This is a genomic window from Mesorhizobium sp. B2-5-11 (assembly GCF_006440835.1).
In the GTDB taxonomy this organism is placed as follows: Bacteria; Pseudomonadota; Alphaproteobacteria; order Rhizobiales; family Rhizobiaceae; genus Mesorhizobium.
This window is the reverse complement of record NZ_VFUK01000004.1, coordinates 56,305-79,765: the sequence shown is the minus strand read 5'-3', so window position 1 is coordinate 79,765 and position 23,461 is coordinate 56,305. Positions and strand designations below refer to the sequence as shown.

Below are 23,461 nucleotides of genomic sequence, written 5' to 3'. Positions count from 1 at the left end.
AGGAACACCAGTGCGCATATAACGCTTGCGCAGATGGCTATATGGCCCCCACTGAGGCGATGGTTGCCGCCTCGGACCGGGAGTGAATGATGGCCGCCATCACAGTCGATCGACAATTCCGTGAGACAATATTTCTATGAAGTCGTTTTTGTGTATAAAAGTCATTCGATCAGAATTGACGAATAGGACGCACGCAACCGCCTCCCGGCAGCAAGTTCTTGACTACGCGACAAATTTAGACAAAGTATATGGGCATTTGTTTGACCCGCCGGTAGGTGATTGATGAGATATTATGAAGTTAGGCCTGACGTGGCTGGCGGGCTGGGTGAGAACACTGTTATGGACCCCAGCGTCCATCCGCCTGCCGTGAGCAAGCTCCACTATCAGGTTGAGGGATGGTTCGGCGACGCGCTTGTCACCACTTTTCCTTGTTTCCTGGTGACGGAAGAAGCCAAGCGCGGATTGCTCGATATTGGCATCTCCGGCGCTACATTCGCTCCTGCCGAAGTCACCAAATCCGAAAATTTTCTGGAGCTGCAGCCCGATGTCGAGCTCCCTCCGTTTGTTTGGCTCAAGGTGGACGGTAGAGCAGGTCACGACGACTTCGGCGTCAATCAGAAACTGAACCTCGTGATATCGGAGCGCGCCTTCGATGTGATTGATGAACTGGGACTTCCTTCCGCATCCATCCAACCGTTCGACGTCGGCAATAAGTAGTGGGGTCGCCCGCGTCGTTGCCGACGAACGTTAAAGCGCCTCGGATAAGTGTCGAGTTAATCATGACGATCAATGCCAAATCCAATTTTGAGCAGCGTCACACATCTGCCTTCGGTTTAATGTCAGCCGGGCTCGACGAAAAGATCTTATCGTCGCCAATGGTGGGCTAAATCACGTATCAAATATTAAGCCTCGTACCAGGGAAGAGCACATAAGGCTCCACATGGAAGCCGGCGATTTTCAGCGCTGGGCTAGGAGACGATGGCTGCGGACTAAGATAAGTAGTGGAGAGAAACTGTGAGCAAAATTACCCCGGATCTCGGTAAAGTAAGCCGTCTTCCTCTACCAGCAGACGACCCAGGTGCAGATGATGACCTTGACAGCGCCCTTCTGGAAGCTCGTGAATATATCAAATCATACGACTGGGTAAGGAGAATCGAAGGCGAGTATTTCGGATATGGTGCCGAAGGGATAATATACATTTTTCTCTTTGAGATTTCACCCGGGAAACCAGATGCGCCACGATGGATATGGGTGCTCGTCGGTGATGTACCCCCAGCGTACATGCCCGGTGACGATTTGGAGACCCCGTACGAGGCGCTGGACGGATATATCGGTGCAATGGATGAGTGGGTTGAAGCTGCGCGGCAAGGGAAGTCCGTGGCGAAGCTCATTCCCGTTAATGTCCCGGCGAATCCCGCCAACGCCGAGATGTTGAGTGGACGGCTTAAATTCCTCGACGAAAAGATTCTGCCGCTGCTTCAAGAATGATGTCTCGGCAAGCAGAAGAGCCTAAGATATGGATAAATGGAAGTTCGAAGGTCCAGAAAATTTGGCCGTCATATCGACCCGAAAAATATTTGGTGGTGGCGGCTGGGTTGCCTACGCCTCACATGATGCCGATGATGAGTCGTGGCAATTCTACGGAGATGAAGCTGAAGTTGATCAAGGCGACCTAATTTGGTGGGTTTGGCCGAAGTGGTAGAGCTTGATAATACGGTTGCACAATTGGCAGATTTGCCAGTGGGTTGGCATGCTCGGCGCGATACAAAGACCTCACCATGGAGGCGGAGCAAAATGCCCGACGAATTTCCGGAACTGAAGGAGAGCTAGTTCCGTCATCCAAATTCCTGGTGGGGTGAATTTCTGGCCAGTCGGCGCCCGATGGCCGAAGAATACAATTTTAAGCAAATGTTTCCGGATTGGTCTATTCTGTTACCTGGCGGCAGTTCAGGTGCAATACAGCGGAAACACCCACGGAACACCTTGGCATTAGGGCTGCCAGTGCACTTCGATGGCGCAGCTGGCAGCTCTGCGATGTATAATATTAGCTAGGCGTAAACTTTGGCATGTTCGTTGCACCTTACCCCTTGAGGGGGCCACAGGGGTTGGAACCGATGTATCGAAATGACACAGAACTGTTCGCTCGGGCGAGCGAGCGGGGCATTACGATCTATCAACGCTCGAAAACGGTGTGGATTGCGGCCGGAAGCTACCGGGACCGCGACTATGCGGTGAAGGGGCGGACACCCGCCCTTGCGCTCGCATTGTGGAAGGAGGCCACCAGATACAGCGGGTCGGGACTTTAGAGCCTGTCCTTGCCGTCTGGATGAAGCCTCAAAGGCGATCTAGACGCCCGCTACGCGACAGAACATCTGCAAAGCCGTCAGGGCGCGGGCCTCGGTCGGCTCTTCGCCTGCTGCCTGTGAATCCGCCGGCGCCGCTACCGCTCCAACGGATTTGTACCGGGAAGCGAACGGCCTTTCTTCTGCCGTGCGGTTGTCGTTTGCAGCGACGACAATCGCGGATTTTTTCATCGGAAATCACACCTTGTGGAAGCGCTGCGACATTGACGCTCCCATAGCGCAAGCCACCGCAGTGCGCGGGTGTTAACACGGCAGCCAGTCCGGGAGCAAGCCGGCATTGCTGCTTGTTCAGGAAGTGCGTGCCCAAGGACGGAAAACCGACCGCTGAATTGTCTCTCGCCTGGCCGAGCGGCCGTGACCAAATTTCTCAAGGAAGAACCTGAACGACCGTGGCGCCGTGGCAGCACGGGCCAGCGCTTATCCCATCCGAACCCGTCGCCACGCCGCCAACCAACCCGAATTCCAAGCCTCGCTTTCGCGGGGCTTTTTTATGGAGCAAGCCTCATGGCCCGACCCGCAACTGCCGCCGTTCGTCTTCTGACTGGCGAGCGCGAACCCGTGCGCCTGGCGACGACGGCAAATCTGGAGACGGTCATCGTCGACGGCGTTGCCTGGATCCTCGGCCTGAAGACGATCGACGGGGTTTTGACCGCCGTCGGCGACCGGGTATTGGTCAAGAACCAGTCGGACGCCCGGCTGAACGGCATCTATACGGCGAGCGAGGGCTACTGGTACCGCGCGGCGGACGCCCGCACCGCGCGCACGATGCAGAAGGGAACGACCGTTCACGTGCAGGAGGGGGTTGTTTCGGGTGGCTTGGTCTACGCTTTCCAGACCCTCAACCCGGTGATCGGCACGAGCGACATCGTAATCTCCTACTATCTGTCGGATGATCCGCTCGGGGATATCGGCGGAGCGCTGGCGGCAGTCATCCACATCGCGGAACTCGCGCGCGACCTGGCCCAGCAATATGCCGCCGACGCCGCGCAGGTTTCGGGCGTCAACGTGCCGATCTACGCATCCGTGGCGACAGCATCGGGCTCGACGATCGCTGCCGGCGTCAAGAGCATCAGGACCCAATTCTACGCCCCGGTCTTCACGACCCCGGCAACCCTGGTGGGCGGCGCCAACTATGCCCGCATGTCGCGCGCGGCGATCACCGCCGGCGGCTACCCGGCGCTGGCCTATTTCCGCTCCGCCGACCGCTTCATGCCGGACGGGACGACCGATGCGGTCAATGGCGGGTTTTGGGTGTTGAATGAAAGCGTCGCCACCGCCACGATGTTTGGCGCCCGTGAAGGCCTTGCCGACAACGCGCTTGCGTTAAACGCGCTCGGCTCCTATTGCCGGATTACCAAGGCCGTGCTCGTCCTGCCTGCCGTAGCAACATACTACGCCGTTGGCTCTTCTATCGACTGGCGCGACATCAGCGAGATCAATGGCAAGGGGGCGCTGATACGCGGTGCTTTCGACGGCCTTTCGGCGGTCCGCATCGGTGGGACCGGAACCAATGTTTTGCGCGGCGCAAAGATCTGGTTGGAAGTCCAGAATACACCAGACAAATCTGTTGTCGCCAACACGCGAGGCATTCACTTCGGCGGCATGGCTGAGAGCAAGCTCTGGCTTGCTGCCCGTGGTTATGACGAAGGGCTCTATTTCGACGGCCTGGCGGCAAATACAAATTGGGTAAGCAACGAATTCAACATCATCACTCTCTACAACAACGGCTCCCATGTGCATTGCGATCTGGCTGGCGCGAGCTATTTCGTAAACAACCAGTTCCGCGGTGGAACCTGGTACGTCGGCACCAACCAGAAAGCGGCGGGTCGCGGGACCTTCAAGCTGACGCTCGCCGGGACCGCTGCCGTTGAAGAGGTGTTGATCGACAGCCCTCAAATCGGCATTGATGGCGGCTCGGCCGGCGTCGGCCATGCAGCTTTCATCTGCGCCGCGCTCGGCAGCACCAGCAACCTGACCACCGTGTTTTTCAAGAATGCGCGCATCGAAACTTACAGCGCCTTCACCAACACACTTGCCCTCGTCAACGTGCCATCCGCGACTGGCTTCGCCTCCTTCAACATTGATCTTTTGAGCGCGTCAGGCATCGATGACGCGAACATCCTTTCGCCTGATCTGAAGCGCCTGTTTGTCTCGCTGCGAGATATGTCGAATAGGCCGACTGGCGGGGCCAACTTGGTGAGGCGCTTTCAGGGCGAGCGGTTCTTTCCGGTGCAGGCCGAGGGCCGCATCACGGTACCTGGCGTCGTTTTGTACGACAGCGCGACCGGCGGTTATGCAGCTCCATCGCCCTTCCTGACCAATGGTGTCACGGCGCGCACGTCGCGGGCCAACGGCGACGGCCAACTTGTGGTGTCAAGCTCGGGCCAGGCTGTCGGCCACATCTACAAAAAAGCCAACACCACACAGCACGCGTTCCTCAACTTCCTTAACGGTTCGCGCGCCATTACGGTCATCTGTTTCGACGCCTCTGGCACCGTGATGTCAGGCAATGCCCCGTACTATGCAAAAGGCAGCAACGGCCAGTCAATCGCTCGGACCGGTGCATCGGTTTATGAATTTTCGACCAACTGGCTGTGGATACACCCATCTGTCGCCTCATTCTTCGTTGGGGCGTCCGGATGGATTGGCGCATCGATCATTGAAAGTATCGATTTTGAACAAGGCTTCGCTGCGCCCATCCTGCGATTGCGTGATCAAGAGACCGACATCAGCCGGCTTTGCTATAGCTTCCTTATGGAAAGCTATCTTCCCGTTGGAGCGACCATCGAGCGGGCACAATTTGGTGGATATCGAAATACATTCCTATTGAAGACCACCATCTCCACCGCCGCCATTTCCGGTGCCACCACGATTGGCATAGCAAGCGTCGCGGGAATCACGGCTGGCGACCGTATTGGAATCGAACTTGACACTGTGATTACCGGAGCAGAGCTCCAATGGCACCACACAACTGTGAACGGCGCACCTTCGGGTAACACGGTGACACTGACCAATGCCTTGCCGGCAGCAGCCGCTGCCGGCCGCGCGGTCAGGCTCAATCGCTGGGTGGCGCGCTAGGTCGGTTTCTTGCGCAGGATCAGCAATGCTTCGTCGCCATCGGGAAGTACTGCACCTTCAGGTAGTCATCGGCCGCCATGGGGCGGGGTGTCGATGTTCCGGCGCATGCCGAGATAAAGCCTGCGGGCGATATTTCTGAGCAAGGTCTCGCCTCCGATGGTTTATCCGGGCTGTCGTCTCGTCATCGCCTGATGCCCCAGGCATAGGTTCTTTGCTTGGACGCGTTCAGACGGCGCACCTCGTACCGGCCCTGCCGCTCGATCTCGGCGACCGCTTCGACCACGCCATCGAAGGACCCCGGCGTGACGTCGTCGAATACGACCATGTCGCCCTCGCGCTGAACGCCCGAAACGCAGCGATGCTCGGCCAGCACGTTCTTCCTGGTGTGCTGCGCGTCGATGAAGGCGAAGTGGATCCGGTTCACGCCGACCCTGGGCAATTGAAGGAGTGAATCGCCTTGCAGGAAAATGATCCGGTCGGCCAGCGGCTGCCACGGCCGAAGCAGTTCGGCGCGCGACTTCCTGCCGTCATGGTCGTCGATGCAATTCCAGTAGAAGCGATGATGGTGCGGCAGGACGTCGAGCGTGACGACATGCCCGCAGGCGCCGGCATCGGCGAGTGCCTTGGCCATGCAGATCGCGGAGAAACCACGCGCGGTGCCGGTCTCGACGACGGTGGTGAACGGCCTTGGGCTGTCGGCCAGCTGGCGGCGAAGAAGACTGTAGAGCACCCGCCCGTGCGGGTAGGCGAGCGCGCTGGTCTTGATGGTGATCTGGGTGTGGAGGGCCAGTTCGTCGAGCCAGTCGCGATCGACGGCAAAGCCGGTTTCGGCCTCGAGCCTGTCGATCTCAGCGAATGAGACGCGCCGGGTGGCTTCGAACAGCCTCAGATATTCCTCTTTCGAGGCACGCGGCGCCGAGCCCAGCGGGTCGACGTTCCAGCGGCGATCGATGGCGGCCGACAGCCTGTTGAAGGCCAGGCGCCGCGCGGCGCCAACAAAGTCTCTCATCCCAGACCTGTTCGTCCCAAAATTGTATTTTTTCTAACCATGCGCCGGCCGGCGCGCAAGGCGACCTCCGGTTTTGACGCACTGCAAGTAGGCACCGAGGCGCGCGCAACGGCGACTATCCGCACCCCTGTGCTGCCGGCGATCACCCACTCACCTCATCCACCAAGAAATCGAAAGGGATATCATGGACCGCAATTTTACGCGGGCGCTTGCGCTCGTCCTCAAATCCGAAGGCGGCTGGTCGGACAATCCGGCCGATCCGGGCGGCGCCACCATGAAGGGCGTCACGCTCGCCAATTTCCGCCGCTACGTGAAGGCGGATGCCGCCAAGGCGGATCTCAGGAAGATCAGCGATGCCCAACTCGCCACGGTGTACCGCCGCTTCTACTGGGATGCGGTGGCTGGCGCCGAGTTGCCCGACGGCGTGGATTACGCGGTGTTCGACTATGCCGTGAACAGTGGGCCAAGCAGGGCGGCGAAATATCTTCAAGCAGTGGTCGGCACCGCCCAGGACGGCCGCATCGGGCCCGAGACGCTCGCTGCCGTCGGTTCCAGACCGGCCGCCGTCGTCATCGACAATCTCTGCGATGCCCGCCTGGCTTTCCTGAAGCGGCTTCCGACCTGGCCGACTTTCGGCAAAGGCTGGTCGAGCCGGGTCGGATCCGTCCGCGCACAGGCGCTGCTGCTGACGGCTGTCGGGGCAGGCGAGGCATCGGCCACGCGGCCAGATCCTGCGCCGACCGCTGCTGCGGCGGCGCCGGGCGGCGCTGCTGCCACAGATGCCGTCGAACCGGTCGCGGCGGCGCCTGCCGGCGCCAACATCCCAGCCGCCGCCAAGGCGGGCGGGATCATTGTCGCGTGCCTGCTCGTCGCCTACGCCGCCTGGCACCACGTCGCCGCCACCTTGCAAGGAATGTTCTGATCATGGCCACGACAACCCAGCCGACCATCCGCCCGACCAACAAGCTGACGGCCGCGACCATCGCCGCCGCCGCCGTTTCGATTTCGGGCGTCTTCGTACGCAATGTCTGGCCGTCCTGGTACGATGCCGAGACATGGGCCACGCTGCTGCCGTTGGCCGTGTTTGCCGTCGGCTATCTCGTCAAGGACGCGCCAAACCAATGAGCGCGCTCCTCTCCTTCCTGCTCAGCAATTCGACCGTTCTCGGCATCGGCGCAGCCATCGTCGCTGCGTTTGGCTGGGGTGTTCGCCAGCGGCTTGCCGGCGAGCGCGCCGAACGTAGTCGGCAGGCCGCGGCCGAGGCGGCGGCGCGCGACGTCGCCGACCAGGTTGACAACGATATCGGCGCGCTGCCCGCCGCCACTGCCCGAAAGGAGCTCAGGTCATGGGCAAGGAATTGATTGTCGCAGCGGCCGCAGCACTTGTCGCGGTAGCCGGCTGCACCACCGTCACCGGCGGATTTTGCGCGGTCTCGAGCCCGCTGCGCTTGTCCGCATCCGCCGTCGCAGCGCTGTCGGATGCGGAAGTCCGGACGCTGCTGGCGCACAACCGCAAGGGCGAGAAACTGTGCGGGTGGAAACCATGACGATCGTATTGCCGCTCGATTCGGGCCCTGCTGCTCGGGGACCGCTCATCTTCGGTGCCAGATCGGTCATTCTGTTTCCTGATCGCGAGACAATGAAATGATGCATGATCTTTTCGACCTGCTCGGTATCAAGGTGCCGGTGGTGGTCGCCGGCCTGTCCGGCGGCATATTGCGCGCGCTGTCGCGCCACCGCTACAAGCCGCGCGAGATGGTGGCCTCGCCGATCTGCGGCGCGCTCGCCGCCGCCTATCTGACGCTGCCCGTGGTCCAGTATTCCCGCGCCATGGGCCTGCCGATGGCCAATGACGACACCACGACCCTGGCGGCCGCATTCCTCATCGGCGTCTGCGCGATGTGGATATCGGATATCGTATTCGAGGTCGTGGTGCGCAGGTTCAGGCCTGGGGAGTGACGCCGCGCGTCCGTGGTGATCGGCAGCAGGACGCCCCCGTCGACTGGACGAAGCCGACGACAATGCCCATCTATGGGAAATCCTGGAGCGGCTGTCATAGCGCCGGGCCTCCAGTTTTATCGTGCGCAATTCCGGACGGAAACGGCTACAACCTTTCCCCGGAGTTGCTTTGGGGAGATTTGATATGGCGACTTCAAGCGAACGCGCGGTGCTTGCCGGCGGCTGTTTTTGGGGCATGCAGGATCTGATCCGACGCATCCCGGGCGTCCTGTCCACGCGCGTCGGCTACAGCGGCGGCGACGTGCCTGATGCCACCTACCGAAACCATGGCACCCATGCCGAAGCCATCGAGATCAATTTCGATCCCGCCAGGGTGAGCTACCGTACGCTGCTGGAGTTCTTCTTCCAGATTCATGATCCGACGACACGCAACCGCCAGGGCAACGATGTGGGGATGAGCTACCGTTCGGCGATCTACTACACCACCGATGAGCAGAAGCGCGTCGCCGAAGACACTATCGCCGACGTCGACGCCTCGGGCCTGTGGCCCGGCAAGGTGGTCACCGAGGTGGCTCCGGCCGGCGCGTTCTGGGAAGCCGAACCCGAGCATCAGGACTATCTGCAGAAATACCCGAACGGCTACACCTGTCATTTCGTCAGGCCGGGCTGGAAGCTGCCGGTTCGCGAAAAGGCTGTTTCGTAGACGGCGCCCGAACCGAGACGAAGGCCGGTGGCGGTTTACGTCTCAGGCGCCTGCCTGTTCGGCGAGGGTGAAACATAAAGAGACGGAAACGCCACGGAACAGACGCCCCGTGGCGTTCTCCAGCAGTTTCGGCGAATGGCTACTTGCCGCAATGCTTGTCATTGACGGTCGGCGAAGCCGTGCCCGGAGCGGTGTGGCTGGCATCCGGCTGAGCACCTTGTGGGCTGGCCGGACAGTTCCGGTCCGCGTTCGAATTCATGCCGTCGGGCATGACGGTCGTGCTGCCGGTCGTGCCAGGATCCACCGTGTTCGGCGATGCCGGCGTGTTCGGGTCGACCGTGACCGACTGGCCGCTGCCGGGCCCATTATTGGCGCCGTTTCCGCCAGCACTTTGCGCCATCGCCGAAGTCGCGAGACCAATGGTAAGAGCCGAAGCTGCGAGGATTTTCATGAGCATGGTTTGTCTCCATTTCTGTGAAGTCTTCGCTCGTTTCCACGAAGTTCGTCGCGTTTGCGACTATAGGGACAACCACTCGTCGTGGCTAAGGTTCCGGACAAATTTCCCTCAAGACCGGGCCCGACGGAACCGCCCATAAATCAGGCCTGGCGCAATGCATTTCCGGCGATGGTCCTGAAAAAACAGCTTTCATAGCCGCCCGATTGGTGCTTTAACGCGTCCATCCACAGGGGTGCTCCGTACGGTCGGGGCTGAGACGGGGGCGGCAAGCCCACAGACCCTAGAAGCTGATCTGGGTAATACCAGCGGAGCGAGGCGGGCGATGTTTTCAGGCGCACAGATTTCCCTATATCCCATGTCCAGCGATTTTGTCGGCGTCATCCTTGGCGCGCTCGGGGCACTGGACCCTTATCGTGATCGACTGCGGATCGAGACCGACGATATCTCGACCTTGCTGGTCGGACCGCCCGAGGTGCTGTTTCCTGCCATGCGCGACCTGTTCGTGGCGGCAGCGCGCAGCGGCAAGCATTGCGTGCTTTCGGCCGCCATCTCGCGCGGCTGCCCGGGCGAGCCGGACGATCCGATCTGCCGCTCCGACGCGTTTGGCGGACCTGCCGGGCCGCTCGGCCCGCGCAAGGAAGCCGCTATCGCCGCCGTGCGCGGCGTGGCCGCCACCGGCCAGCCGGCGGCGGCGCAGTTCTCGCTTTATGTCATGGGCACCCACGACCACATGGACGAGATCTATGGCTGCATCGACTTCCTGAAGCAGTCGGGCGTATATGAGCGCTCCAAGCATTTCTGCACAAAGTTGCGCGGCGACGCAGGCGCCATTTTTACCGCACTCAACGAGGCCTTTTGCCGCTTCGGGCCGGGTGCCGGCCACGTAACGCTCGACGTCACCGTCTCGGCCAACAGCCCCACCGCCGTCTGACGGCGCGCCCCGCGCCATCCGCTCCGGGTACCTGCGTGTCCTCCCCGTCCGCCCCTTCGCGTCCGATCGTGGACCTCATCGCCAGAACCGCTCCGGCGATGCTTTCGGTGGGGCTGCTGCTAGCCGCGTGGGAACTCTATGCGCGCTTTGGTGGCATCAAGCCGACAATCCTCCCGGCGCCATCGCGCGTCTTCGCTCAGGCAATGCTCAACCGGCACGCGCTGGCCGATAACGCCGTGCCAACCCTCCGTGCCACGCTCGCAGGCTTTGCCTGTTCGCTCGGCGGTGCCTTTGCGATGTCGATATTGATCGACTTCTCCCAGCCATTGCGGCGCGCCCTTTTTCCGGTCTTCGTGGTCAGCCAGACCTTGCCGCTGGTGGCGATTGCACCGCTGGTGGTGCTGTGGTTCGGCTTTGGGCTGATGCCCAAGATCATGCTGGTGGCGCTAGTCACCTTCTTTCCGATGTTGGTGGCTTTGGCCGAAGGATATGAGGCGACGGAGGCTGAGATCGGCCAAATGCTGCGCGCCATGGGGGCAGGGCGCTGGCGTGTCTTCGTCCTGGCGCGGCTGCCCTCGGCGCTGCCCTACTTCTTCGCCGGTGTCAGGATCTCGATCACCTATGCTGTCGTGGGCGCCATCTTCGCCGAATATGCGGGCGCGGCGAAGGGCCTCGGCATCTACATGCTCAACGCCAAGAACAACTTCCGCCCGGACCTGGTGCTGGCCGCCGTCGCCGTCAGCGCCGTGCTGACGCTCGTCCTGTTCGGGCTGACGATGCTGGTCCAGCGCCTTGCCATGCCATGGGAACGGACCGCCGGCGGGCGGGCCGCAGGAAAGGGGCCGTGGCGATGAACCGGCTCGAACTGCGACATGTGCGCAAGGCCTTCGAAGGACTCGACGTGCTTGCCGACATTTCGCTCAGCGTCGGCGCCGGCGAATTCGTCTCCATTCTGGGCCCCTCCGGCGCCGGCAAGTCGACGCTGTTCCAGCTTCTGACCGGCGCGCTTCACGGCGAGGGCGAGATATTCTTCGACGGCAAGCCGCTCGATGACCACGGCCGGCATTTCGCTTTCATGCCGCAGCGCGACGCGTTGATGCCTTGGCGGCGCATTCTTGACAACGCCACGCTCGGGCTTGAGGTGCAAGGTGTCAGGCGCAAGGCTGCCCGCGCTCGCGTTGCTCCGCTGTTCGAGGAATTCGGGCTTGCCGGTTTCGAACGGCATTTTCCGGCGCAGCTTTCCGGCGGCATGCGCCAGCGCGCGGCCTTGCTGCGCACCGTGGTGCAGGAACGCGATATGCTGCTGCTCGACGAGCCGTTCGGCGCACTCGATGCGCTGACCCGCGCCGCCATGCAACGCTGGTTGGAACAGATGTGGCGGCGCCACTGCTGGACGGCGCTGCTGATCACCCACGACGTGCGCGAAGCTGTGTTCCTGTCCGACCGCATCTATGTGCTTTCGGCGCGGCCGGCGCGCGTCGTCGCTGAGATCACCGTGCCGCTGCCGCGTCCACGCGAACTGGCCGGCGGCGCTGCACGGCAGGCCGGCACCCTCGAAGCCGAGATCCTCGACATCCTCCTCAACCCGAGCCACCAGAAGGACATGGACCATGACTGACCTGACGCGCCGGCAAGCCTTGCTGCTCACTGCCGCTGCCGGCCTTCCCCTTGTAGCCCGGCCAGGCCGATCTCTTGCCCAGGCGGCCGCCCGGAAAGTAACGGTGGCGCTGGACTGGACGGTCAACACCAACCATATCGGCCTGTTCGTCGCTCGCGACAAAGGGTTTTACAGCGAGGCCGGCCTCGAGGTCGACATCCTGCCCTACAGCGATACCGGTGCAGGCACGCTGGTTGCCAACCGCGTTGCCGATTTCGGCATCAACGGCTCCATCGGCCTCTTCACCCAGAAAACCGCCGGCGCCGATCTCAAGGCGGTCTATGCCGTGGTGCAGTCCGAAACCGGACGGCTGGTGTTCAATGCAGCGCGTGACGAGATCAAAACCCCCAGGGATCTTGACGGCCTGACCTATGGCGGTTTCGGCAGTGCCTGGGAAAACGCGCTGATCTCGACCATCATCCGTCACGATGGCGGCAAGGGGGCTTTCGAAACGGTGACGCTCGGCACGTCCGCCTATGAGGCGCTGGCCAACGGTTCGGTCGACTTCACGTTGGAGGTCTCGACCTGGGAAGGCGTCGAGGCAGAACTGAAAGGCGTCAAACAGCGAAGCTTCGTCTATGCCGACTACGGCGTGCCCGACGAGCACACCACGCTGATCTCCTCTAGCGATGCGTATCTGCGTGCAAATCCGGAATTGGCGTCGGGCTTCATACGGGCAACGCGGCGCGGCTACCAGTTCACCGTCGATCATCCCGAAGAAGCGGCCACACTGCTGATCGCCGCCAACAAGGACGCCCTGACCAATCCGGCATTGATCCACGCCTCGCTGAAGACGCTGATCGACGGGCACTATCTGCGCCGGCAAAACGGCGCCATAGGCAGCATGGACCCGGCCAAGATGGAAGCGATCGGTTCCTATCTCTTCGCCGCCGGCATCCTCCGGAACGGGGACGGCGAGCCCGTTGCCCGGCAACCGGATTTTGGCAACTATTTCAGTAACTTCTATCTGGGGTAGGGATCAAACCGCATCGGGCGCCAGCGCTGCTCAAGCTGATTGCCTTTCGTCAGTCTCGTCAGAGCTGCGCCCAAGGCCAACCTTTAAGGCAATAAAGCACAGAGCGGCGACTGCCATTACGCCCAAACCACTCCAACGCAAAATCCGCGCCCTCCCGAAAAGCCCGTCTAATCTACCCCGAGGCTCAGTGCCTTCTTGCGATCGGCCTGAGCACGCTTGCGGTTGCCCTTGGCTTCCCACGCCCGGCTCCGCGCCTCGTAGGCGGTTGCGAAATCCGGCTTGAGCCTTATCGCCTGGCTGAAATCCGCGATGGCCCCTTCATAGTCCGCTCTGCTGGTTCGGATCACGCCTCGACCGAAATAGCCAAAGGGGTTCTTGTGATCGAGGCTGATGGCCTTTTCGAAATCGCGCAGCGCGGCGACGTCCTCGTGCCCTCCCATCCATAGGAGGCCTCGATCGGCATAGACCCTTGCGTCCGCGGGGTTGAGATTGATGGCCTTTTCGAAGTCGGCAAACGCCCCGTCGTAGTTTTCCTGGAAACTGAGGTTCTGGCCGCGACTGTAGTAGGTCTCGGCTATCTTCGGATTGATCGCGATCGCCTGCGTGTAATCGGCAACAGCATGAGCATAATCGTTCTTCGCCTCCCAAGCCATGGCCCGGGCCAGATAGGCGTCATGAAATGCCGGGACCAGTGCGATCGCCTTGCCATACAGGGCTATGGCGCCGTCATAGTCATTTTTCTCATACAGCCTCCGACCCTTGGCGAAAAGCGCCTTGGCGGCCGAATCAGTATCGCTCGGTGCGGCCGAACCGGCGGCTGAACTGGCGGTGGCCGCCGCCGAGCTGACGGCGCCGAGCGTGGCGGCCGCCATATCGCCCTGTCCCTTCGCAGCCACAGCTGCCTTGCGGGCGACCGCGTAATCGCGATTGTCGGGATCGAGCTTGATCGCCTGGCCGAAGTCGGCGATTGCCTCGTCATAGTCCTTCATGTCAGCACGCGCCATGCCGCGCCCATAATAGCTGGCGTCGTCTTTCGGATCGATCTCGATGGCTATCGAATAGGCGGCAATCGCGCGCCCCGCGTCGCCCTTGGCGTGCCAGGCCATGCCGATGCAGAAGTAGGCGTCGCGCGCCTTTGGATCGAGTGTTGAAGCCCGGCTGCAATCGGCAAGAGCGCTTTCGGCATCGCCTGACGTGATCTTGGCGAGGCCCCGGCGAGAATGAGCCGCAGCAAAATTGGGGGCGAGCTGGATGACCGTGTCGTAATCGGCGATCGCTTGCTCGTAAACGCGTTTGGCGGCCTGGGCCTTGCCGCGGCCGTAATAGGCGAACCGGTTGTTCGGATCGAGCGCAATCGCTTTGTTGTAGGCGCCGATCGCCTGATCGTACTTGCCCATGTCCAGGAAGGCATCGCCGCCAAGGATCGCTTCGAGGGCGCGCGGATCGGTCGCCTCCAGAACCCTTGCGGCCAGCGTGTCTTGGGTGGCAGTGATATCCGGAACGACGGCTCGCTGCTTTTGCTGTTGGGTGTCCGGCAACGGTGCCGGCTTGCTTTGGTCGGCGGCAAGCTGAGCGCCGCAGCTTCCTGCCCGCGTCGGATCAAGCTCGATGGCGCGCAGGCAATCCGCCGCCGCTCCGGCGCTGTCTCCCTTGAGTGTCCTTGCGCGGCTGCGCCCGAGATAGGCGTCCGCATTGTCGGGATCGAGGCTGATCGCCTTGTCGAAATCGAGAAGCGCGCCCTCGAGGCCATACTTCGACAGCCGCATCCCCGCACGCTCGATCAAGGTCTTTGCGGCTGCGCGATTGCTGGTCGTATCCTTGGCGGCGGATAAGTTCTCGCCGGGCGCCTGTTCAGCATCGTCATCGGTGACAGTGGGATCGAACTCACTCTCGGCGGCGCGGGCGATACCGCGTTTGACATTGGCCAATATGTTGTTGGGATCGATACGGACCGCCTCGTCATACTCGGCCAGGGCCTGTTTCGGGTCGCCCATCCTGTCCCAGGCGATGCCCAGGCCCGCATGCGCCTTGCCATTCTGAGGGTCCGCCTCGATTGCCTGTTGGAAATCGATGATGGCCGCGTCGGTCTTGCCCTTGTGCAGGAAGGCGAGGCCACGGTTGCTGTAGGCATCGCTGGAGGACGGCTCCAGGCTGATGGCGATGTTGAAGTCCGCGATCGCACGGTCGTCGTCTCCATTGCTGAACCAGTCGGCGCCGCGGTTGAGATACGCGGAAGCGTCGTTCGGATCGAGCGCGATCGCCTCGCTGTAGTCGGCGATCGATCGGTCGTATTGCTTCTGGTCGCCGAGAGCGACGCCCCTTTGGAAATAGGCTGTGGCGCGGCTGCGCGCTGGCTCTGCGGCGTCCTCCGCAATCGCGGAGCAGGCAACAATGCGCTTGTCCGACTCGATGTCCTCGCCGAAGCAGGTTGCATAATCCTTCTCGGCTGCGAGCGCAGGCGTGTTCCGGGCGAGAGCGGCGCCAAGCCCGGCTGAGGGCCACCGGTCGGGCGCAAGGCTTGTCAGCGCGATCGCGGCGGCGAGGAGCCCCGCATCCTTCCACCTCATCATATCGCTGGTCCCCCCAAAACTTTAATCCGCCTTGGCAGCTAGGTTCCCTACTGTTCCTTATTTGTTCCAGAAATGCAAGCATGAATTGCAAATCCGCTCTCACAGATCTGACGATGCAAGATCGAGATAAGTCGAAGTGGATCCGATCTTGACGCTCAACCGCCTGTTTTTGCTGTCGGCTTTATCCTTCTACAATCTCGCCGTTTACGCCGTAGTCACGTTCCTTCAGCTTTATCGTATCCTGCGCGTCGGCCGGTCGGAAAGCCCCGCCATTGCGGCAGGACTGCTGCACGAATTGCGCCGTCGCCTTCTCGACGTCATGCATTAGGTGGAACGCGAACGCGTTCAAAGCGTTGTCTGTGAGCAACATTCTCAACCCAGAAGTGCCGAACCGGCGCGCAAGTGCCTGCGGGAGTGGAAGCCATGAGTCTTGGAACCATCCTTATCATCATCCTTATCCTCGCCCTGCTCGGCGGCTTCAGTGGCCTCGGCGGCGGTCCGTTCTACGGAACCGGTTATTATGGTGGCGGCGGGCTGGGGCTTGTGTTGCTGATCGTCATTATTCTGGTCGTGCTCGGACGCATCTAAAGCGCGTCGTGCACGTCGTTCTCACAAGGCGAGAGCCGCTTTTGGGCGACATGCATTGTTTGGGCGACATGCATTGGTCGCTGATCGCGATCCCGTGACCAATGTCGATGCCGGTGCGCACCGGATCGTGATGCGGGCAAACAGGCTTGTGATCGGGCCTCTGGCGAAACTCCCGTAAGGTGATTTCGGTCCACACCCCCCGTGGAAAGCAAGAGGAGAGGTCCCACCCCTTGTCCTCCTCCAAGGCCCGCCCCGGTTCCCGGAGCGGGCTTTCGTTCTTCTGCCGGTAGGGTCACCGCAGCAGGATCGCGACACGGTGCGACGCGTCCAGCACTGGGGAAATTCCTTCTTCGTTGCCGCCTGCGGCCGGCGGATCGTCGAAAGCAGTGCATCGGGGCACATGACCCGTCCCATTGACAAGTCCGCTATACGAGGAGAGATTAAACAGGACTAGACAGGTTCACTATACAGGTACGAATATGAAGCGGAGCGCGATCAAACTGTCTCCCGGCACGGGCAAGCCCGAGCAGATCGCCACCGTTCTGGAATACGAGATCCGCTCCGGCGTGCTGGGTTTCGGCGACCGTCTGCAAAGCGAAAACGAACTCGTGCAGCGTTTCTCCGTCAGCCGCAACACGGTGCGCAAAGGCTTGGAGGAACTTTCCAGCCGCGGATTGATCACCACAAAGGTCGGTATCGGCTCCTTCGTCACCTTTGACGGCAAGCCGGTCGATGATGCGATCGGCTGGTCGCGCGCGCTGGCCAATGCCGGCGCCAACGCCGAAACGCGGACGCTGCGGCTGGAGGTGATCGAAGACCCCGAGCTTGCCGTGCTGTTAGGCGTCGAAAGTCCGCTCTTCATCGCCGTCGACCGGGTCCGCACCAATGCCAGCGACGGCCATGCCATCTCCATCGAACGCAGCCGCCTGCCGCTGTCGCCAGAGCTGGAGGACGTGCCTCTGCGGGGCTTGCGCGAAGGCTCGCTGCACCAGACGCTACGCGAAGCGGGGCTTGTACCCGACCATGGCGAGGAGTGGGTCGACATCGAGATGTTGAACGCCCATGATGCCGCTATCCTCGGGTGCCCGCAAGGCACACCCTTCCTGCGCGGCCGTCGCCTGACGCGTGCGGCCGATGAGCGGCCGGTCGAATATGTCACCAGCCTGCTCAATCCCGCCCATTTCGCGCTGCATATGAGGTTCTGAGCGATGCCGGAGAACGAGCCTGAGATGGACCGCGCCATGGGTGCGCTCGTCGGCGGGGCGCTGGGCGACGCGCTCGGCATGCCGACGCAGCTTCTGTCGCCTCAGCGCATCGCCGAACTCTACGGCCATGTCGAGGATTTCGTCTCGCCCTTTGCCGATCATCCGGTGTCGAAAGGGCTGCCGGCCGGGACTATCACCGACGATACCGAGCAGGCGCTGCTGCTCGGCCGCATCCTGGTTGCCTCAGGCGACCGCTTCGACCATGCGCGCTGGGTCAACGCGCTGCTCGACTGGGAGCGCGAGGTCAAGGCGCGCGGCAGCTACGACCTTTTGGGACCGTCGACCAAGCGCGCCATCGACGCCATCAACAAGGGCGTGCCAGCCGAGGAGGCTGGGCGCGGCGGCGACACCAATGGCGCGGCCATGCGCATCGCGCCGCTCGGCATCATGATGCAGCCGGAGCCGCTGGATGCGCTCGTCGACAAGGTGGCCGAAACCTGCCGGGCGACACACAACACCTCGATCGCCATTGCCTCCGCCGCGGCGGTCGCGGCCGCCGTCAGCCGCGGCATCGCCGGCGGCGACTGGCGCGCCGCGTCCGACAGCGCCGTCGCGGCGGCGAGGCGGGGGGCGACACACGGCCACTGGGTGACCGGCGGCGACATCGCCGCGCGCGTCGCCTGGGCGCAGGATCTGATCCGCGGCAAGGCGCCACGAGACGCGGTCCGGCTGATCACCGATCTGGTCGGCACCGGCGTTGCCAGCCAGGAGTCCGTTCCGGCCGCCTTTGCGGTGCTGGAGGTCGCCGGCGGCGATGCTTGGCAAGCGGCGGTCATCAGCGCCAATCTCGGCGGCGACACCGACACGATCGGCGCCATCGCCGCAGGCATGGCCGGCGCCTGCACCGGCCTTTCACGATTGCCGCAGGACCGCATCGCCCGCCTCAAAGGCTTTGACATGGCGGGCGTTCGTGCGCTCGCCGCCGATCTCGTCGCGGCGCGGACTTCGAACAGCCGCCTGGAGCAGGCCGGCCCCGGCAAGGACGCGGCGGCATGAGCGCGCGTCTCGTCCATATCGGCAGCGCGGTGGTCGACTATGTCTACCGTATCGATGCCTTGCCGGCGCCGGGCACGGAGAAGACGGCTTCGAGCTATGCGCAGGTCGCCGGTGGCGGTTTCAACATGATGGTCGCGGCAATCCGCACCGGGATGAAGGTGGTATTCGCAGGCCAACTCGGCAGCGGACCCAATGGCGACTTCCTGCGCGCCGCCTTCGCCGTCGAAGATATCAACATTCTGACGCAGCCTTCGCCTCTGATGGATAGCGGCAACTGCGTCGCCATGATCTCCAGCGATGCCGAACGCACCTTCGTGTCGTGGCCGGGGGCGGAGAGCGTGCTCAGCCTCGACATGATGGCTCCGGTGCTGGTCTCGACCGAGGATTGGGTGTTCACGTCAGGCTATACGCTGAGCTATCCCGGCAGCCGCGACGCGCTCACCGACTGGATCGAGACGCTGCCGGCGGACATTCCACTTGTCTTCGACCCGACGCCGGTCGTTTCGGACATTTCGCGCGCCACCCTGTCGCGGGTGCTCGCCCGCACGACCTGGCTGAGCTGCAATACGACGGAAGCCGCCGACATTGCCGGCCCGGGCGATGCCGACGCCCTTGCGGCGCGATTGCTTGCCGATCATTGTCCCAAGGCCGACGGCGTCGTCATCCGCTGCGGCGCCAGGGGCTGCCATATCCGACTGGCGGACGGTTCCGCCGGGACCATTCCCGGTTTCAAGGTGGCGGCGGTCGATACCAACGGCGCCGGCGACACTCATATTGGCGCCTTCGTAAGTGCGCTCGCGCGCGGCATGCTGCCTTTCGAGGCGGCGCGCTACGCCAATGCGGCGGCGGCCATTTCGGTCACTCGCCATGGCGGTTCATCCGCGCCCACAGACGCGGAGATCCGGACTTTCCTGAGCCATGCCGACGGTGGCTCGGCCGGCGCGCGAGGCCAGAACCGGAAGGCCCATCAGACAGCCTGATTAAGCCCGGGAAGCGGGCAAACAAAAGAGAGGAACGAACATGCGCATGCCTGACTTTACTGCCCTGCTGACGGCGACGGCCGTCTTCACCTCCGCACTTACTTTTGCCGCCAAGGCCGATGAAGTGCACGTGCTCAACTGGAAGGGCTACGGCGCCGACGAGCCATGGGCGATCGCCGCCTTCGAGAAGGCGACCGGCCATAAGGTGGTCAACGACTTCTTCAATTCCGAACAGGAAATGCTGACCAAGATCCGCACCAATCCCGGCCTCTATGACGTCGTCATGATCAACGCCGCCTTCAACGACCAGGCGATGGCTGAAAAGCTGATCCAGCCGATCGACACCTCCAAGCTGCCCAACTATGCCGATATCAGCAAGGACAAGGCGAACTCGCCGATGCTCGACCATGACGGCAAGGTCTATGGCGTGCCGTGGGTGTGGGGCCTGACCGCCCTTGCCATCAACGAAAAGTCCTTCGACAAGCCGCCGACGTCGATCGCCGAAATGTGGAATCCCGCCCACAAGGGCCGCGTCGTCATCCGCGACGACGCCGTCGAGGCGGTGCAGTTCGGCGCCATCGCGACGGGCCAGAACATCAACGACATCAAGGATATGGACGCGGTCAAGACGAAGCTCACCTCGCTGATGCCGCAGATCAAGACCTTCTGGAGCTCGGAGAACGACTGGAACCAGATGGTGGCTTCCAACCAGATCGACATCGGCACCTATTGGAGCGGTTCGGCCGACCGCGCCAAGACGCATTTCAAGCTGCCGGTCTCGCTCGTGATCCCGCAGGAAGGCGCCGTCGCCTGGCTGGACGCCTTCTCCATCCCGGTCGGCTCCAAGAATGTCGCGGGCGCCGAAGCCTTCATCAATTACATGATCGATCCGAAATTCTATGTCGAATGGGTCACCAAGGTCGGTGCACCGGTGTCGGCCAACACCAAGGCGGTGGAAGCGTTGCCCGAGGATTCGTTCAACCGCAAGGTGATGGGTGATCCCACAGTCGCCAAGCGCATCCAGTTCCAGGCTCCGATCACCGATGCGCAGCGCGAAGCTTATCTTACGCTCTGGCAGCAGCTCAAGGTCGACGTGAAGTAAAACCCGCGCCAGGGCCAGCCGGCGTTCGCGCCGGTTGGTCCTTCCAATCCGGGGAGGAGGATAGCATGGCAGCAGAGGGTGCGGTCGCAGTGCGCGGCGGGCTGAGGTCGGCACTGCCGCTGCTGGCGCCCGCCTATCTCTGGCTGACGGTGGCGATCTTCCTGCCGTTGTCGGCCATGGTGTTCTTCTCGTTCATGACCGACCTGCCGCTGACGGGAAAGCCGTGGGCGTTCACGCTTGGCAACTACGCCGCCTTCTTCTCGCAGAACCTTTACCTGACGCTGCTGCTCGCCTCGCTGCGCCTCGGCCTCGAGGTGACCTTGTGGTGCATCGTCATCGGCTATCCCGCGGCTTATGTACTGGCCAAGGTGCTGAAGGGGCGCAGCCGCGAGGCGATCTTCCTGCTCGTCATCCTGCCGTTCTGGTCGAACGGGCTGGTGCGCATCTTCTCCTGGGCGATGGTTCTGCGCGAAGGTGGCATTCTCGACACCGCGCTCAACGCTGTGCTGCCGTTCAAGATCAACATCGACCTCATGTATTCCTATCCGGCGATCATCATCGGACTGGTGCACTCCTATGTGCCCTACATGGTGCTGACCTGTTATCTCACTTTGCAGGCGATCGACGATTCATTGCTCGAGGCCGGACGCTCGCTCGGCGCCTCGCGGCTGCAGGTGCTGAAGCGGGTCATCATCCCGCTGTCGATGCCGGGCCTGGTGGCGGGCGCGGCCCTCATATTCGTGCCCGTCGTCGGCTCCTTCATGGAGCCGCGGATCCTCGGCGGCCGCAGCGGCACCTTTTACGGCACGGTGACCGAGGACCAGTTCGTCGCCGTGTTCAACTGGCCGCTGGGGGCCGCACTCTCCTTCATTCTGCTGGCCGTCGTGCTGATCATTCTGGCGCTGGCCGCACCGGTGCTGCGGAGGGTGGCGTGATGGCGACGACGCGTATCCTGGAGTGGCTCGGCCGCCTCTATATCGCGGTGCTGCTCGCCTTCCTGTATTTGCCCATCATTATCATGGCGCTGATGTCGTTCAACGTCTCGCCATTCTACCAGCTGCCGTTCGAGTGGACGACGGAATGGTACGCCTCGCTGTGGCAGAACGACCAGCTCATCGCCGCCACCTGGAACAGCATCGAGATCGCCGTCATCACCACGGTCATCTCGACCGTGCTCGGCTCGGCCGCGTCCCTGGCGCTCTACCGCAATGAATTCCGCGGCAAGAAATTCCTGCAGGCGCTGTTGTTCCCACCGATCGCCATTCCCTGGCTGATCACCGGCACGGCGATGCTGATCTTCTTCTTCGGCATCGGCATTGGACGCGGCCTGTTCGCCATCCTGCTCGGCCATGTCGCGCTGGCATTGCCCTATGTCATCGTCGTCGTCTCGGCCCGGCTGCAAACTTTCGCACCGGAGCTGGAAGAGGCGGCGCGCTCGCTGGGGGCCAATCAGTGGCAGGTAACGAACCGGGTTACGCTGCCGTGGATCATGCCGGGTGTGATCGCGGGCGGCTTGTTTGCGTTCGCCGTGTCGTTCGACCAGTTCGTGGTGTCCTACTTCCTGGCGACGCCGGGGCAGACGACGCTGCCGGTCGAGATCTACGCCGCGATCCGCAAGGGTTTCACGCCCGAGATCAACGCGGTCTCCACCATCATAATCGTGGTGTCGATGGCGCTGATGCTGCTCACAGCGCGCTTCTTCAAATTCGGCGGAGAGAAATAATGGCGGGCGTTCAGGTATCAAACGTCTCGCGCAGCTTCGGCGCGCACAAGGCGTTGGACGACGTCTCGATCGATTTCGTCGATGGCGGCTTCTACGCGCTGCTTGGGCCATCAGGCAGCGGCAAGACCACGCTGCTCAGGCAAATCGCCGGCTTCGATTTTCCCGACAGCGGCCGCATCGCCATCGGCGGCGAGAGCGTCGAGCGGGTACCGGTCGAGAAGCGGCGCATCGGCATGGTGTTCCAGAACTACGCGCTGTTCCCCAATATGAGCGTCGCCGACAATGTCGCCTTCGGCCTGTCGGTGCGCGGCGAGGCCAAGGCGGTGATTGCCACCGAGGTGCAACGCGCGCTCGACCTCGTTCAGCTCGGCTCGCTCGGCGGTCGCAAGCCGCATCAGCTCTCCGGCGGCCAGCGCCAGCGGGTCGCGCTGGCGCGCGCCATCGTCACCAAGCCACGCGTGCTTTTGCTCGACGAGCCGCTCGGCGCGCTCGACAAGGCGCTGCGCGTCGACATGCAAATCGAGCTCAAGCGCATCCAGCGCGAGATCGGCATCACAACCATTTTCGTCACCCACGACCAGGAAGAGGCGCTGACGATGAGCGACCGCATCGGTATCTTGCGCGATGGCCGGCTGGTGCAGGAAGGGCCGCCGGAGGAGATCTACGACAGGCCGAAAAGCGAATTCGCCGCCATCTTCCTCGGGGATGCCAACATCTTTCGCGGCGATACCACCGGCAACGGCATCCGCTTGGCGGACGGCACGACGATCGCCGCCGGGGCCGGCGCCAGGCTTGCCGCCGGCGCAAAGGCAAGCTGCGCCGTGCGTCCGGAGCGTATTCGGATTGCCCTGGATGCCGGAACTTCGGGCGGCGATGCCAACATACTGAAGGGCCAGGTTTGCAAACGCATCTTCGCCGGCAACAACAGCACCTACTTTGTCGAGCGTGCCGGCCAGACGCTGAAGGTCATCGTCCAGAACACCGGCGCTGACAGGCTGGCGGAAGGTCAGCATGTCGTACTACGCTGGTCCCCGCAGAGCACGGTGTTGATCCCTGCGGGGTAGTTCACTGAACTGCTGGCGTTCCTTCGCGCCATAAGATCGAG

Annotated in this window: 27 protein-coding genes and 1 riboswitch; of the genes, 23 read left to right on the top strand and 4 right to left on the bottom strand. The window is 62.4% G+C overall.

Translation table 11 applies throughout. From position 1 onward, the window contains the following. Positions 1-339 precede the first annotated feature (339 nt). The 3 genes from FJ490_RS14180 to FJ490_RS14170 all read left to right on the top strand — a co-directional run bounded on the left by FJ490_RS14180 (position 340) and on the right by FJ490_RS14170 (position 1,702). Positions 340-717 (top strand): hypothetical protein, encoded by a 378-nt coding sequence (locus FJ490_RS14180; protein WP_246672674.1) that lies wholly within the window; start codon positions 340-342, stop codon positions 715-717. A gap of 297 nt (positions 718-1,014) precedes the next feature. Beyond that, complete coding sequence (locus tag FJ490_RS14175) at positions 1,015-1,488, top strand: hypothetical protein (protein WP_140728469.1); 474 nt, start codon at positions 1,015-1,017, stop codon at positions 1,486-1,488. Positions 1,489-1,516: 28 nt separating this feature from the next. After that, positions 1,517-1,702 carry a hypothetical protein gene (locus tag FJ490_RS14170; protein WP_140663772.1) on the top strand — a complete coding sequence of 62 codons (186 nt, stop codon included), beginning with the start codon at positions 1,517-1,519 and terminating at the stop codon, positions 1,700-1,702. 643 nt (positions 1,703-2,345) lie between these two features. Here FJ490_RS14170 and FJ490_RS32675 read toward each other — a convergent pair. Beyond that, a complete protein-coding gene (locus tag FJ490_RS32675) occupies positions 2,346-2,534 on the bottom strand; it encodes a hypothetical protein (RefSeq protein WP_140557899.1) in 189 nt (62 codons plus the stop codon). A 333-nt stretch (positions 2,535-2,867) separates the two neighbouring features. Between FJ490_RS32675 and FJ490_RS14165 the strand changes: the two genes are divergently transcribed. Further along, positions 2,868-5,441, top strand: coding sequence for a hypothetical protein (locus tag FJ490_RS14165; RefSeq protein ID WP_140728470.1), 2,574 nt, complete (start codon positions 2,868-2,870; stop codon positions 5,439-5,441). Positions 5,442-5,622: 181 nt separating this feature from the next. On the opposite strand, the gene FJ490_RS14160 is transcribed toward FJ490_RS14165, so the two are convergent. Further along, complete coding sequence (locus tag FJ490_RS14160; protein WP_140567596.1) at positions 5,623-6,450, bottom strand: class I SAM-dependent methyltransferase; 828 nt, start codon at positions 6,448-6,450, stop codon at positions 5,623-5,625. A 184-nt stretch (positions 6,451-6,634) separates the two neighbouring features. Here FJ490_RS14160 and FJ490_RS14155 point away from each other — a divergent pair, with 184 nt between their 5' ends. From FJ490_RS14155 to msrA, 6 genes are all read left to right on the top strand, one after another. Further along, positions 6,635-7,372, top strand: coding sequence for a glycosyl hydrolase 108 family protein (locus FJ490_RS14155; RefSeq protein WP_140728471.1), 738 nt, complete (start codon positions 6,635-6,637; stop codon positions 7,370-7,372). A gap of 2 nt (positions 7,373-7,374) precedes the next feature. Next, positions 7,375-7,575, top strand: coding sequence for a hypothetical protein (locus tag FJ490_RS14150; protein ID WP_140499933.1), 201 nt, complete (start codon positions 7,375-7,377; stop codon positions 7,573-7,575). After that, positions 7,572-7,811 carry an ABC transporter permease gene (locus tag FJ490_RS14145; protein ID WP_140557906.1) on the top strand — a complete coding sequence of 80 codons (240 nt, stop codon included), beginning with the start codon at positions 7,572-7,574 and terminating at the stop codon, positions 7,809-7,811. Before FJ490_RS14150 ends, FJ490_RS14145 begins: the two co-directional genes overlap by 4 nt. Beyond that, positions 7,796-7,996: a hypothetical protein gene (locus tag FJ490_RS14140; protein ID WP_140728472.1), complete on the top strand. Its 201-nt coding sequence runs from the start codon at positions 7,796-7,798 to the stop codon at positions 7,994-7,996. Before FJ490_RS14145 ends, FJ490_RS14140 begins: the two co-directional genes overlap by 16 nt. A gap of 100 nt (positions 7,997-8,096) precedes the next feature. Continuing rightward, positions 8,097-8,408, top strand: a complete 312-nt coding sequence (locus FJ490_RS14135) for a hypothetical protein (protein WP_140500166.1) — start codon at positions 8,097-8,099, stop codon at positions 8,406-8,408. A 184-nt stretch (positions 8,409-8,592) separates the two neighbouring features. Next, positions 8,593-9,111 (top strand): peptide-methionine (S)-S-oxide reductase MsrA, encoded by a 519-nt coding sequence (gene msrA, locus FJ490_RS14130; RefSeq protein ID WP_140663785.1) that lies wholly within the window; start codon positions 8,593-8,595, stop codon positions 9,109-9,111. 139 nt (positions 9,112-9,250) lie between these two features. Here the strand turns inward: msrA and FJ490_RS14125 are convergent, their stop codons facing one another. Then, on the bottom strand, positions 9,251-9,568 hold the full coding sequence (locus tag FJ490_RS14125) for a hypothetical protein (RefSeq protein ID WP_140515911.1): 318 nt from the start codon (positions 9,566-9,568) through the stop codon (positions 9,251-9,253). A gap of 218 nt (positions 9,569-9,786) precedes the next feature. Further along, a riboswitch (TPP riboswitch) is annotated at positions 9,787-9,900 on the top strand. Here FJ490_RS14125 and FJ490_RS14120 point away from each other — a divergent pair. From FJ490_RS14120 to FJ490_RS14105, 4 genes are all read left to right on the top strand, one after another. Beyond that, on the top strand, positions 9,891-10,499 hold the full coding sequence (locus tag FJ490_RS14120; protein WP_140728473.1) for a YkoF family thiamine/hydroxymethylpyrimidine-binding protein: 609 nt from the start codon (positions 9,891-9,893) through the stop codon (positions 10,497-10,499). (Overlaps the previous riboswitch by 10 nt.) A 98-nt stretch (positions 10,500-10,597) precedes the next feature. Next, positions 10,598-11,353, top strand: a complete 756-nt coding sequence (locus FJ490_RS14115) for an ABC transporter permease (RefSeq protein ID WP_140521594.1) — start codon at positions 10,598-10,600, stop codon at positions 11,351-11,353. Further along, positions 11,350-12,117 carry an ABC transporter ATP-binding protein gene (locus FJ490_RS14110; protein ID WP_140728509.1) on the top strand — a complete coding sequence of 256 codons (768 nt, stop codon included), beginning with the start codon at positions 11,350-11,352 and terminating at the stop codon, positions 12,115-12,117. The genes FJ490_RS14115 and FJ490_RS14110 overlap by 4 nt, the downstream gene beginning before the upstream one ends. Beyond that, a complete protein-coding gene (locus FJ490_RS14105; RefSeq protein ID WP_140499923.1) occupies positions 12,110-13,132 on the top strand; it encodes an ABC transporter substrate-binding protein in 1,023 nt (340 codons plus the stop codon). The genes FJ490_RS14110 and FJ490_RS14105 overlap by 8 nt, the downstream gene beginning before the upstream one ends. A gap of 167 nt (positions 13,133-13,299) precedes the next feature. Here the strand turns inward: FJ490_RS14105 and FJ490_RS14100 are convergent, their stop codons facing one another. Continuing rightward, a complete protein-coding gene (locus FJ490_RS14100; RefSeq protein WP_140728474.1) occupies positions 13,300-15,702 on the bottom strand; it encodes a tetratricopeptide repeat protein in 2,403 nt (800 codons plus the stop codon). Between the two features lie 148 nt (positions 15,703-15,850). Between FJ490_RS14100 and FJ490_RS33065 the strand changes: the two genes are divergently transcribed. The 9 genes from FJ490_RS33065 to FJ490_RS14055 all read left to right on the top strand — a co-directional run bounded on the left by FJ490_RS33065 (position 15,851) and on the right by FJ490_RS14055 (position 23,420). Continuing rightward, complete coding sequence (locus tag FJ490_RS33065; RefSeq protein ID WP_224619446.1) at positions 15,851-16,030, top strand: hypothetical protein; 180 nt, start codon at positions 15,851-15,853, stop codon at positions 16,028-16,030. A gap of 95 nt (positions 16,031-16,125) precedes the next feature. After that, a complete protein-coding gene (locus FJ490_RS14090; RefSeq protein ID WP_023757858.1) occupies positions 16,126-16,290 on the top strand; it encodes a DUF3309 family protein in 165 nt (54 codons plus the stop codon). A 479-nt stretch (positions 16,291-16,769) separates the two neighbouring features. Beyond that, the gene (locus FJ490_RS14085; protein ID WP_140728475.1) at positions 16,770-17,495 is read left to right on the top strand and encodes a GntR family transcriptional regulator; all 726 of its coding nucleotides are present in this window, start codon (positions 16,770-16,772) and stop codon (positions 17,493-17,495) included. Between the two features lie 3 nt (positions 17,496-17,498). Beyond that, positions 17,499-18,551 carry an ADP-ribosylglycohydrolase family protein gene (locus FJ490_RS14080; RefSeq protein WP_140728476.1) on the top strand — a complete coding sequence of 351 codons (1,053 nt, stop codon included), beginning with the start codon at positions 17,499-17,501 and terminating at the stop codon, positions 18,549-18,551. Beyond that, positions 18,548-19,531: a PfkB family carbohydrate kinase gene (locus tag FJ490_RS14075; RefSeq protein ID WP_140728477.1), complete on the top strand. Its 984-nt coding sequence runs from the start codon at positions 18,548-18,550 to the stop codon at positions 19,529-19,531. Before FJ490_RS14080 ends, FJ490_RS14075 begins: the two co-directional genes overlap by 4 nt. Positions 19,532-19,571: 40 nt before the next feature. Next, positions 19,572-20,633 (top strand): ABC transporter substrate-binding protein, encoded by a 1,062-nt coding sequence (locus tag FJ490_RS14070; RefSeq protein WP_140499914.1) that lies wholly within the window; start codon positions 19,572-19,574, stop codon positions 20,631-20,633. Positions 20,634-20,698: 65 nt separating this feature from the next. After that, the gene (locus FJ490_RS14065; protein ID WP_140728478.1) at positions 20,699-21,568 is read left to right on the top strand and encodes an ABC transporter permease; all 870 of its coding nucleotides are present in this window, start codon (positions 20,699-20,701) and stop codon (positions 21,566-21,568) included. Further along, complete coding sequence (locus FJ490_RS14060) at positions 21,568-22,356, top strand: ABC transporter permease (RefSeq protein WP_140499911.1); 789 nt, start codon at positions 21,568-21,570, stop codon at positions 22,354-22,356. The genes FJ490_RS14065 and FJ490_RS14060 overlap by 1 nt, the downstream gene beginning before the upstream one ends. Then, positions 22,356-23,420, top strand: coding sequence for an ABC transporter ATP-binding protein (locus FJ490_RS14055; RefSeq protein WP_140499909.1), 1,065 nt, complete (start codon positions 22,356-22,358; stop codon positions 23,418-23,420). Before FJ490_RS14060 ends, FJ490_RS14055 begins: the two co-directional genes overlap by 1 nt. The last annotated feature ends 41 nt before the right edge of the window (positions 23,421-23,461 follow it).

Excerpts from the sequence above, each read along its gene's own strand:
- FJ490_RS14180 (WP_246672674.1), top strand. The coding sequence starts at position 340 with ATGGACCCCAGCGTCCATCCGCCTGCCGTGAGCAAGCTCCACTATCAG.
- FJ490_RS14170 (WP_140663772.1), top strand. The coding sequence starts at position 1,517 with ATGGATAAATGGAAGTTCGAAGGTCCAGAAAATTTGGCCGTCATATCG.
- FJ490_RS32675 (WP_140557899.1), bottom strand. The coding sequence starts at position 2,534 with ATGAAAAAATCCGCGATTGTCGTCGCTGCAAACGACAACCGCACGGCA.
- FJ490_RS14165 (WP_140728470.1), top strand. The coding sequence starts at position 2,868 with ATGGCCCGACCCGCAACTGCCGCCGTTCGTCTTCTGACTGGCGAGCGC.
- FJ490_RS14160 (WP_140567596.1), bottom strand. The coding sequence starts at position 6,450 with ATGAGAGACTTTGTTGGCGCCGCGCGGCGCCTGGCCTTCAACAGGCTG.
- FJ490_RS14155 (WP_140728471.1), top strand. The coding sequence starts at position 6,635 with ATGGACCGCAATTTTACGCGGGCGCTTGCGCTCGTCCTCAAATCCGAA.
- FJ490_RS14150 (WP_140499933.1), top strand. The coding sequence starts at position 7,375 with ATGGCCACGACAACCCAGCCGACCATCCGCCCGACCAACAAGCTGACG.
- FJ490_RS14145 (WP_140557906.1), top strand. The coding sequence starts at position 7,572 with ATGAGCGCGCTCCTCTCCTTCCTGCTCAGCAATTCGACCGTTCTCGGC.
- FJ490_RS14140 (WP_140728472.1), top strand. The coding sequence starts at position 7,796 with ATGGGCAAGGAATTGATTGTCGCAGCGGCCGCAGCACTTGTCGCGGTA.
- FJ490_RS14135 (WP_140500166.1), top strand. The coding sequence starts at position 8,097 with ATGCATGATCTTTTCGACCTGCTCGGTATCAAGGTGCCGGTGGTGGTC.
- msrA (WP_140663785.1), top strand. The coding sequence starts at position 8,593 with ATGGCGACTTCAAGCGAACGCGCGGTGCTTGCCGGCGGCTGTTTTTGG.
- FJ490_RS14125 (WP_140515911.1), bottom strand. The coding sequence starts at position 9,568 with ATGCTCATGAAAATCCTCGCAGCTTCGGCTCTTACCATTGGTCTCGCG.
- FJ490_RS14120 (WP_140728473.1), top strand. The coding sequence starts at position 9,891 with ATGTTTTCAGGCGCACAGATTTCCCTATATCCCATGTCCAGCGATTTT.
- FJ490_RS14115 (WP_140521594.1), top strand. The coding sequence starts at position 10,598 with ATGCTTTCGGTGGGGCTGCTGCTAGCCGCGTGGGAACTCTATGCGCGC.
- FJ490_RS14110 (WP_140728509.1), top strand. The coding sequence starts at position 11,350 with ATGAACCGGCTCGAACTGCGACATGTGCGCAAGGCCTTCGAAGGACTC.
- FJ490_RS14105 (WP_140499923.1), top strand. The coding sequence starts at position 12,110 with ATGACTGACCTGACGCGCCGGCAAGCCTTGCTGCTCACTGCCGCTGCC.
- FJ490_RS14100 (WP_140728474.1), bottom strand. The coding sequence starts at position 15,702 with ATGATGAGGTGGAAGGATGCGGGGCTCCTCGCCGCCGCGATCGCGCTG.
- FJ490_RS14090 (WP_023757858.1), top strand. The coding sequence starts at position 16,126 with ATGAGTCTTGGAACCATCCTTATCATCATCCTTATCCTCGCCCTGCTC.
- FJ490_RS14085 (WP_140728475.1), top strand. The coding sequence starts at position 16,770 with ATGAAGCGGAGCGCGATCAAACTGTCTCCCGGCACGGGCAAGCCCGAG.
- FJ490_RS14080 (WP_140728476.1), top strand. The coding sequence starts at position 17,499 with ATGCCGGAGAACGAGCCTGAGATGGACCGCGCCATGGGTGCGCTCGTC.
- FJ490_RS14075 (WP_140728477.1), top strand. The coding sequence starts at position 18,548 with ATGAGCGCGCGTCTCGTCCATATCGGCAGCGCGGTGGTCGACTATGTC.
- FJ490_RS14070 (WP_140499914.1), top strand. The coding sequence starts at position 19,572 with ATGCGCATGCCTGACTTTACTGCCCTGCTGACGGCGACGGCCGTCTTC.
- FJ490_RS14065 (WP_140728478.1), top strand. The coding sequence starts at position 20,699 with ATGGCAGCAGAGGGTGCGGTCGCAGTGCGCGGCGGGCTGAGGTCGGCA.
- FJ490_RS14060 (WP_140499911.1), top strand. The coding sequence starts at position 21,568 with ATGGCGACGACGCGTATCCTGGAGTGGCTCGGCCGCCTCTATATCGCG.
- FJ490_RS14055 (WP_140499909.1), top strand. The coding sequence starts at position 22,356 with ATGGCGGGCGTTCAGGTATCAAACGTCTCGCGCAGCTTCGGCGCGCAC.